Raw genomic sequence first — 9136 nt, 5'->3', positions numbered from 1 at the left:
CCTCCCCCGCCGGCACATACGTACTCATCACCACCCCCGTCTTCGAAGTCTCCGACCCCACCAGCTTCAGCCCGCCAGGCTTCGCGCCCGCCTCGAACAGCCGCTTGCCCCGCCCCAGCACCACCGGGAAGGTGAAGGTGTTGTATTCGTCGATGAGCCCCGCGCCCTGCAGCGTCTGGATGAGGTTGCCGCTGCCGATGATCTGCAGGTCTTTGCCCGGCTGGGCCTTGAGCGCGGTGATGGCGGCGACGATGTCGTCTGGCAGCAGGGTCGAGTTGGCCCATTGCAGCTTGTCTTGCGTGAGCGAGCGCGATACCACGTGCTTGCGGGTGGCGTTGAAGGTCTTGGCGATGGGGTTGTCGTCGGACTGGTAGGGCCAGTAGGCCTCGAAGATCTCGTAGGTTCTGCGGCCGAGCAGCAGCTCGCGGTCTTTGGCGTCGAGGCCGTGCATGTTGTCGCCCATGCTTTCGTCGAAGTGCGGGAAGGTCCAGCCGCCGAAGGCGAAGCCGCCGCTGGGGTCTTCCTCGGGGCCGCCGGGGGCCTGCATGATGCCGTCGAGCGAGAGCATGGTGGATGCGATGAGCTTTCTCATGGTGATTCTCCTTCGTGGTTTGGTTTGTGCAAGGCGATAGGGAACCGCCTACATGTACGTCGAATGAAGTGGGCCGAGATCGACTGCCGACGCCGAAGCATCTGACGCTGAGCCTATGAGCACAGCTATCAACACCCTTCACTACGGCTAAGCGCGGGCATCGCGGCCGGCTGAATGCCATACGCCCAAAGCTGGCTTGACGAAGAAGGAAAATGGTGAAATAGTAATTTCGGGATCGCTTTCAAAGATGCGATGGAGGATTATGATGGAAGCCAACGTGCAGGCACTGTTTTACCTGATCTTGCTTTTTGTTTGTTGGTTTGGTTTACCATTAATTCCCGCTTGGGCTACGTATCGAATTACCCCAGATCAAAAACTTGGGCTAACTGGTCCGTTTGCTCAGCTAACACTTCGAGCAACAGGCGCATTTGCTGCGTACCTAGTCTTGCTGCTAGTCTCTTACAAGCTAGTTGTGAATGGAGGTCTCTCGCTTGTTGGGAGCATTGCGACCCCTTCAGTATGGACTTTCAAGGCAGATGTCTTAGCCATAGATGACGACGGAAAAGCTATCTCTTTGCCCGATTCAGTCAAAGGATTGGATGTTGCCTTTAAACCCGATCTGCATCAGCTCGGCAGAAACAAGCTGTTGATCAAGTTGCCGCAAAATCCAGACAATTGGCCATTTTTGACAATTACAATTCCCAACTTCGGTGGAGCTGAAATTGATTTGAACAAAATGAACGGAGTAAACTTCGATCACTTTAAAAAGACTGTCGAACTTGAAAAGCCAATCACGATCCGTCGTGCAATCGGCGGCGGACTGGGCATTCCATTGGGTGAGAAAGGGTGAGCTTCATGCGAACAGCCACCGTAATCATCGCACTGTTTGTCCAGACAACGGCGCACGCAGCCAAACCGTGTGTTGTTCCGTGGAAGGACGTTATGGACTGGGCGACACCAAGGGGCATTTCTTTTCCTGTGTCGATGGTTGACGGCGCCGGCTCATGCTTTGCGTACAATCGCGCGTTTATGATTTCTGCCTCAAACGCGAATTCCCTTGTTTGCGAGATTCGGTTTCTCCATGGTGCTACAGTAAAAGAAAACTGGGATATCCAATTAATTGGATCAGATGGAGTGACCTACGAACCCCGGCCGCGGGAAAAACCAGGTACGCCGATAATTTGGGTTAGAGCCGCACCCGGGCAAACCGTATCATTCTTGCCAGAGAAATTCGAATTCTTTAATACAGCCGATTGTACAAACTGGTTAACCTCACTCACTCAGCAATAGGGGTTTATCATGATCGAGAAAAATTGCCTCTACATTGCACTATTGTCAATGCTACTTAGCAGCAGTGGACATGCACTTGTCGGTGGAGAATCGTCCTGCGTTGACGATCCGCGCGCACAAGCAATAAGCGCGTTTGGAAGACTTGAAACAAGTAAGTCGCCTCCTTCGCTTAATACCACGTACAACGAAATTTTCACAAAAAACTTCAAACGCGCAAACAGTGAACAGGATTTCACGGCAGCAATGACCGGCCTGCAAAAACAATTCGACGCTGGGCCTTTGCAATCAAGGCAGTTTGAGGCCCGCGTTCTAGGACCACCTCAGGCGATCGCCATTCCGCCAAACGAAAGGCCGAATCAGGGAAGGTTTTTTCCTATTGAAGGAAGTTGGGATCCAAACACAGCGATGACTGCTATCAACGTTGAATTTCTGACTTCATCGCCGGTAGGAAAAATGAGACATCAGGCGGTTATGAAGTGCGAAGAAGGTCAGTGGAAGGTAGAAGGGTTCCGCTACCAGCCGTATTAAATCCGGCCAGTAGCTCGCGTCGTCCCCCGCGTTAGGCGCGGTCTTCAAGAATTTCCGCCGTATCCGCGCGCCACCAACCAACGGTCGCGAAATAGCTCTCCCACACGCAGCCCTCGCAGCCGCGGCTGCAGCTGCTGGCGGGCTCTTGTGGTGGCTTCCGAAAGTCGTCGACCCCCTCGGCCTGGAGGCGGGCGGCGATGTCTTTCAGCACGGCGCGGGCCGCGGCGGCGTCGGTGATGGGGAGCAGGGGCACGCCGCGATGCTAGTGCCAGTGGCGGGCCGCCGTAGGTGGGCGGCCGGCGCTATTGGTCGATGCGGCGCTGCCACATGGCGAACACGCCCGCGGCCAGCGCGATGACGGCCAGGGCCATGAAGCCGTCGAGCGATGCCATGAAGGTGGCCTGCTGCTCCAGCGATCGCCACAGGGTGCCCAGCGCCATCAGGTGCGCCTCGCCGGCCGAGCGGCCGGCTTCGACGAAGCCGTGGGTCAGCGTGTCGAGGGCCTGCACGAAGCTGGTGTTCTCGGGGTTGGCGGCTTCGCTCAGGCGCGTCTCGTGCAGGGCCAGGCGGTGCTGCTGCAGCACGATGACGGTGGACGTGGCGAACGAGATGGCCAGCTGCCGCAGCAGGTTCTTCAGGCGGTAGCTGTGCGCGAAGTCTTGCGCGGGCAGGGTCTTGAAGGTGGCGTTGGCCACGGGCATGACGATGAAGAGCAGGAGCAGGCCGCGCAAGAGCAGCGGCAGCAGCAGGGCCTCGCGCCCGGCCTGCGGGGTGGTCTGCGCCAGGCACCAGGCGGCGAGCGCTCCGATGGCGAAGCCGGCGACGATGAGCCACTTTTTGCGCGACAGGCGCGCCGAGAAGCGCACGTAGACGAAGACGAGCAGGCCGGTGGCGATGGAGGTCAGGCCGGTCAGCATGCCGGCGTCGCCGACGGTGAAGCCCAGGCCGCCTTCCATGAGGCGCGGCAGCAGGTAGCTGAAGCCGGTGGAGAGGTAGTAGTAGACGACATAGAGCGCCAGCCCCACGCGAAAGGCCGGATGCCGCAGCGCGTGCAGGCGCACCATGGGCGCGGGGTGCCGCCACTGGTGGTAGCCGAACCAGGCGAGGCCGGCCACGCCGGCGGCGCAAAGGCCCAGCAGCACGGGCGAGGCGGTGAACAGCTCGAAGTGGGTGCGGGTCATCACGACTTGCAGCGCGGCCTGGGCGAGTGCGAAGACGAAGTAGGCGCCGTGGTGCGAGCCGGTGCGCTCGTGCTGCGCGACGTCGCCGACGTCGGGCAAGGTCCACAGCACGAGCAGGCCGGTCAGGGCTGCGGCCGGGGCGGTGCAGGCGAAGAGCCAGCGCCAGTCGAAATGCGTGACGAGCAGGGCGCCGGCGATGGGCGCGAGCGCGCCGGCGAAGACGATCATCACCAGAAAGGTCTTGAGCACGGACGCGCGGCGCGCGGCGCGGATGTGGTTCTGGATAAGGATGCGGCAGGCGCCGAGCATGGGGCCGACGAAGTAGCCCTGCGCGCCGCGCGCCAGCATCAGCTGCGTGGAGCTGTCGCAGAGCGCCGCGGCCGTGCCGCCGGCCGCGAAGGCGAACATGCACAGGGCCAGGTAGCGGCGGTAGCCCAGGCGCTCGACCCAGGCATGCTGTTGCAGGATGCCGAGCACGGCGCCCAGCGCGTAGGCGCTCGATGCCCACACCAGCTCGTCGGGCGATGCGCTGATGCCGCCGGCGATGTAGCTGGCGAAGAAGGCGAAGAGCGCGTTGTCGAAGTAGTCGATGGCGGTGACCAGGCCGATGGCGCAGGGGAGCAGCGTGGCGACGAAGAGGCCAGCGCGGCCTTCGGCCGAAGATGGCGCCGACGAAGGCGCTGACGAGGGCCCTGACGAGGACGTGGCGCTCATGGCGTCTTCTTCTTGGCCTTGCGGTGGCCTTCGAGTGCGGCCTCGACGGGCTCGCCGGCCAGGCGGCGCTCGACGTAGTCCAGGTCGCGCTTCAGCTGCGCCTGCATGGCGGCGGCGTCTTTCAGCTCGCGCTTGACCTGGGCCACGCGGGCATCGAGCGCGGCCAGTTGCTCCGACAAGGTGCCGCGCAGGGTCTTGAGCGATGCGTCGGACATGCGCGGCCGGCCGCCACCGGGTGGCGCCTCCATGGGCTGCTGCAGCATCGCGGTGATGGCGGCGAGCGAGAAGCCCAGGGAGCGCATGCGCAGGGCGCGGGAGAGCTTGTCGAGGTCGGCCTGCTCGTAGAGGCGGTAGCCGCCCTCACTGCGCGCGGGGACGACGATGCCGAGTTCTTCGTAGTACTTGAGGGTGCGCGGGGTGACGTCGAGCTGGGCGGCGGCGTCGCGGACGTTGAGGGCCTTGGCTGGGGTCGAGGGGGCGGGCTCGGGCATGACGGACATCTTACTCAAACGTGTACGTCTACGTATAGGTTTGAGAATTGCTGGCTGTTGCTTGACCGCCAAGTCGCGCTTGCCCTTTAGCTCAATATTTCTCATACTTACCATATTCACTGCGCAGTAAATATGATGATTTCAAGAAATATTCAATCCAGGGAAGGACTTGAACAACGGGTCGTGGCCGAGCTTTTGAAGCTTCTCCGCACCCTTCCGATGGTCGACGCCCACGTGCAAAAGCTCGAGCCCGAGCTGTCCGGCATGCATTTCGACGCGCTTCTCGATGCCAGTTTCAGCGGGCATCCAGTCGAACTATGGGTCGAGGCCAAGACCAACGTCTACCCGCGCGACGCGCGCGAGCAAGTCAGCCGCTGGCAGCGCATGGAAGCCACGCCCGAGCAGCAACGGCGCAGGCACTTGCTGGTGGCAGCGCAGAACGTGTCGCCCGGCGCGCGCGAGGTGTTGGCGCGCGAGGGCGTTGGCTACTTCGACCAAGGCGGCAGCCTGTGCTTGCCTTTCTCAGGCGCGTATACGTTGATCGACAAACCGTCGGAAAAGACGTCGAGCCGCCACTTCGAGTTGTTCACCGATGCACGAAAGCCGGTGCTGCAAGCGATGCTGCTGAACCCGGAGTTGGGGTTCACGGTTCACGATCTTGCGAGCAGAACAGGGTCGTCGGGTGCGACCGTGTCCAAGCTCATGGCTCATCTCGAACAAGACGAGTGGGTGACGGCGGAAGGCAGCGGGCCTTTCAAGCGGCGCAAACTCGCCAAGCCCGGCGACGTGCTCGACGCCTGGGTGGCGGCCGAAACGGCCGCATTGCCGCATCGCAAGGAGCGGCGCTTCTTCGTGCCGGGTCGCAAGGGGACGGAGTTGCCCGAGCTGATCACCAAAGCCGTATTGCCGGACGCTGCGCGGGCCGATCGCCACTTCACGGCCGAGGCTGCCGCGCATCGCTACGCGCCCTACCTCACGACCTGGACGGTCACCACCATGCGCGCCATCCCGCAGCTGACAAACCAGCTGCCCGCGGCCATCGGCGCCGTCGAAGTCGACCAGGGCTACAACCTGCTGGTGATCGAAGACAGTTTGGCGTCATTGCGTTTCGTCGACGCCGCCGGCCCGATCCCCCTGGCCTCACGCGTACAGACCTACGTCGACCTGATGTGCACGCCTGGCCGCGCCCCCGACGCAGCCCGGCACCTTCGCGAACAGGTCCTCAAGTTCTGACGCATGAAGCCACAAACCCTGGAAGGCTACGACGACGCCTTGACCGTCGAATGCGAACGCATGCTCGTGACGCTCTTGCGCGGACTGGGCCCATGGAAAAACTCGGTGGTTCTGGTCGGCGGATTGACACCGCGGTACCTGGTGAAGGCGAAGCCGCCGCACGCACCGGACCACGCCGGCACGCAAGACGTGGATGTGGTGATCGACCTGCAAGTGCTTGCGGACGTCGAGGCATACCACACGCTGGAAGGCAACTTGAAGAAGCTCGGCTTCGAGCGGGGCACCAACGATCACGCGCAGAAGATCAATTGGCGCTGGGAGGCACGCGCGGGCGAGGCCTTGCTGCGCCTGGAATTCCTCGTCGACATGCCCGGCATGAAGCGCGTGGCGCCTCTGCCGACCGAAGGGAACTTGAGCGCACTCAACGTGCCGCACTCGTCGATCGCATTCGATCACTATCGCGAAGTTCAGGTCACGACCGAATCGCTGGGTGGCAACGGCGTGATCACCGAGACGGTCAAGCACGCGGACCTCGTCGCATTCACGACGCTGAAGGCCTTCGCCTTCGCCCAGCGCTGGGAGCGAAAAGACGCGCACGATCTGGTGTATTGCCTGGAACACTGCGAAGCCAAGCGCGAAGCAGTGCCTGGTTTCAAGCGAGCCCTGGCCGGCAAGCACGGAGAGGCCGTGCGCGAGGCATTGGGCCTGCTGCGCAAGCACTTCCTCGACGACGAAACGACAGAGGGCCATTTGAAGGACGGCCCGGTCGCGGTAGCGAAGTTTGAACTTGGCGACCTTGCAAAAGACGCTGTGGCGCGGGCCCTGCGGCAGCGGGAAGCAAGCTTTGCCGTAGAGTGGTTGCTGAGGCAGCTCTGACCCGCGCCCTACTGCGCCTCGATGCTCGCCGCCTTCATCAGCTTCTCCGTCAGCCCGATCTCTTCCTTCAGGCTGCGCGCGAACACCTCCGGGCTGCTCGGATGCACGGTCGAGCCCGAAGCCTCGAGCTTGGTGCGCACGTCGGGCATGGCCAGGGCCTGGGCCAATGCGTCCTGCACCTTCTTCACGACCGGCGCCGGCGTGCCCTTGGGCACCGCCAGCCCGCCGAAGGAAACGACCGAGACGTTGGGCACGCCCGCCTCTGCGAGGGTGGGCACCTGCTCGAGGCGCGCATTGCGCTTGGGCGAGAGCACGGCCAGGGGCGTGAGCTTGCCTCCCTGGATGTGCGGCAGCGCCGGGCCGACAAGGGCGAGCGCAAAGTCGACCTGCTTGCCCGCCACGGCATTGGTGGACTCCGACGCGCCCTTGTAGGGCACGTGCAGGGCCTGCGACTTGGTGGCCGACAGCAGCAGCTCGGCACCCAGGTGCGATGGCGTGCCGACGCCGCCCGATGCATAGGCCAGCTTGCCGGGGTTGGCGCGCAGCCGCTCGACGAGTTGCTTCACGCTGGTGATGCCCGAATCGGGGCTGACCACGATCACCGAGTCGGACTGGCTGATGCCGCCGACGTGGACGAAGTCCTTCATCACGTCGAAGCCGGGGTTGCGGTACATGCGCATATTGGTGGCCATGGGCGAGCCGCTGTAGACCCAGGTGTAGCCATCGGCCGGCGCCTTGGCCGCGAGCTGCGCGCCGATGTTGCCTGCCACGCCGCCGCGGTTCTCGATGACCACCGGCTGGCCGAGGATCTTGGACAACGCGTCGCCGGTGATGCGCACGGTGGTGTCGGGCGCGGTGCCGGCGAGGTAGGGCACGATCCACTTGATGGGGCGGCTGGGGTAGGTCTCTGCGTGCGCGGCGGCCGCGGCACACAGGGCGGCTGCAGTGCTCAAGAGGATGGCGCGGCGAATGTTGTTGGTCATGACGTTGTCTCCTTCGATGTTGTACAGAACTTCGTCGCCCCGCTTCAGCGCAGGGCCTCGCCCAGCAGCTCACGGGCGATGGTGTTGCGCTGGATCTCGCTGGTACCGGTGAGCACGCGGTACATGCGCAGCAGGCGGAACATGAATTCGACGCGGCTGCCCTGCACGATGCCTTCACCGCCGAGCACCTGCACGGCGCGGTCGGCGATGCGAAAGGCCGACTCGCTACAGAAGAGCTTGGCCATCGATGCATCGGCGCGGGCTTCGCCGCCCATGTCGAGCGTGCGGGCCACGCTCAGCATCAGCGCGCGGGCGGCAGCCAGCTCGGTGGCCATGTCGGCCAGCAGGTGCTGCACGGCCTGGAACGCGCCGATGGGCTGGCCGAACTGGCGGCGATGCGTGGCATGGGCGATGGCGTCGGTCAGCGCGACGCGTGCATGGCCCAGCATGGCGGGGCAATGCAGCAGGCGGTTGACGGTGATGCGGCCGAGCGCGAGCGCCAGGCCCTTGCCCTGCTCGCCGATCAGGTTGCCGGCGGGAATGCGGCAATCGGTCAGCACGATGTTGCCGGTGCTCGACTGGCCGGCCAGGGTCTTGTAGCCGCTCTGCACGTCGAAGCCGGCACGGTCGCGCTCGACGAAGAAGGCGCTCGTCTCGCGGCGCGCGGGGTCGTCGCTGGTGGAGGCGATGACCACGGCCATGTCGCAGAAGGGCGAGCCCGAGATGAAGCGCTTGGTGCCGTTGAGCACGTACTCGTCGCCCACGCGCACGGCGCGGGTCTGCACGGCGCCGGCGTCCGAGCCGGCCTCGGCCTCGGTGATGGCGAAGCAGATGGCCTTTTCGGCGCGTGCCACGGGGAGGATGAAGCGCTCCATCTGGTCGGGCGTGGCCGTTTTCGCGAGCGCGCCGACGCGCGGCGGACCGGAGAGCTCGCCGAGCACGTGGGCAGCCAGCGGGGAACCCGTGGCGTAGATGGCCTCTTTGATCAGGCAGTGGTCGTGCACGCTGAAGCCGGCGCCGCCCAGGTGCTTGGGCAGCGTGATGCCGTAGAAGCCGTGGTCACGCGAGCGGCGCCACACCTCTTCGAGCAGCGCGCGTGGGGCGCCCGATTCGTAGGTGATGCCGTGTTCGGCGGCCAGCGGCTGCAGCTCCTCGCGAATGAAAGCTTCGACGCGCGCGATGAAGTCGCGTGCGGCGTCGCTGCCTTCGAAGGGCGGGATGCCGGCGATGCGCGGTGCTGCGGCGGTG

The 9136-nt window shown here is 63.8% G+C and carries 10 protein-coding genes; 4 read left to right on the top strand and 6 right to left on the bottom strand.

From position 1 onward, the window contains the following. Positions 1-592: dihydrofolate reductase family protein (locus B0W80_RS33265; RefSeq protein WP_077003412.1), on the bottom strand; the 592-nt coding region annotated here is incomplete at its 3' end. 265 nt (positions 593-857) lie between these two features. On the opposite strand from B0W80_RS33265, the gene B0W80_RS35275 reads away from it, so the two are divergent. Both B0W80_RS35275 and B0W80_RS35270 read left to right on the top strand, forming a co-directional pair. Then, complete coding sequence (locus B0W80_RS35275) at positions 858-1442, top strand: hypothetical protein (protein WP_143684901.1); 585 nt, start codon at positions 858-860, stop codon at positions 1440-1442. Positions 1443-1891: 449 nt separating this feature from the next. Next, entirely contained in the window at positions 1892-2410 is a 519-nt protein-coding gene (locus tag B0W80_RS35270) for a hypothetical protein (protein ID WP_143684900.1), read from the top strand. A 31-nt stretch (positions 2411-2441) separates the two neighbouring features. On the opposite strand, the gene B0W80_RS33260 is transcribed toward B0W80_RS35270, so the two are convergent. From B0W80_RS33260 to B0W80_RS33250, 3 genes are read right to left on the bottom strand one after another with little or no spacing between them, the layout of a single operon-like run. Beyond that, complete coding sequence (locus tag B0W80_RS33260; RefSeq protein ID WP_077003411.1) at positions 2442-2663, bottom strand: oxidoreductase-like domain-containing protein; 222 nt, start codon at positions 2661-2663, stop codon at positions 2442-2444. Positions 2664-2712: 49 nt separating this feature from the next. Then, positions 2713-4305: an MFS transporter gene (locus tag B0W80_RS33255; protein WP_077003410.1), complete on the bottom strand. Its 1593-nt coding sequence runs from the start codon at positions 4303-4305 to the stop codon at positions 2713-2715. Then, positions 4302-4796 (bottom strand): MerR family transcriptional regulator, encoded by a 495-nt coding sequence (locus B0W80_RS33250; RefSeq protein WP_083745801.1) that lies wholly within the window; start codon positions 4794-4796, stop codon positions 4302-4304. Before B0W80_RS33250 ends, B0W80_RS33255 begins: the two co-directional genes overlap by 4 nt. Positions 4797-5015: 219 nt before the next feature. Here B0W80_RS33250 and B0W80_RS33245 point away from each other — a divergent pair, with 219 nt between their 5' ends. Then, positions 5016-6029, top strand: a complete 1014-nt coding sequence (locus B0W80_RS33245) for a helix-turn-helix domain-containing protein (protein WP_143684899.1) — start codon at positions 5016-5018, stop codon at positions 6027-6029. Positions 6030-6032: 3 nt separating this feature from the next. Then, a complete protein-coding gene (locus tag B0W80_RS33240; RefSeq protein WP_077003407.1) occupies positions 6033-6905 on the top strand; it encodes a hypothetical protein in 873 nt (290 codons plus the stop codon). 8 nt (positions 6906-6913) lie between these two features. On the opposite strand, the gene B0W80_RS33235 is transcribed toward B0W80_RS33240, so the two are convergent. Beyond that, on the bottom strand, positions 6914-7888 hold the full coding sequence (locus B0W80_RS33235; RefSeq protein WP_077003406.1) for a tripartite tricarboxylate transporter substrate binding protein: 975 nt from the start codon (positions 7886-7888) through the stop codon (positions 6914-6916). 44 nt (positions 7889-7932) lie between these two features. Next, a complete protein-coding gene (locus tag B0W80_RS33230) occupies positions 7933-9117 on the bottom strand; it encodes an acyl-CoA dehydrogenase family protein (RefSeq protein WP_077003413.1) in 1185 nt (394 codons plus the stop codon). Between the last annotated feature and the right edge of the window lie 19 nt (positions 9118-9136).

Origin of the sequence: Variovorax sp. KK3, assembly GCF_001984055.1 — a bacterium.
In the GTDB taxonomy this organism is placed as follows: Bacteria; Pseudomonadota; Gammaproteobacteria; order Burkholderiales; family Burkholderiaceae_C; genus Variovorax.
This window is presented reverse-complemented; position numbering and strand designations above follow the sequence as displayed.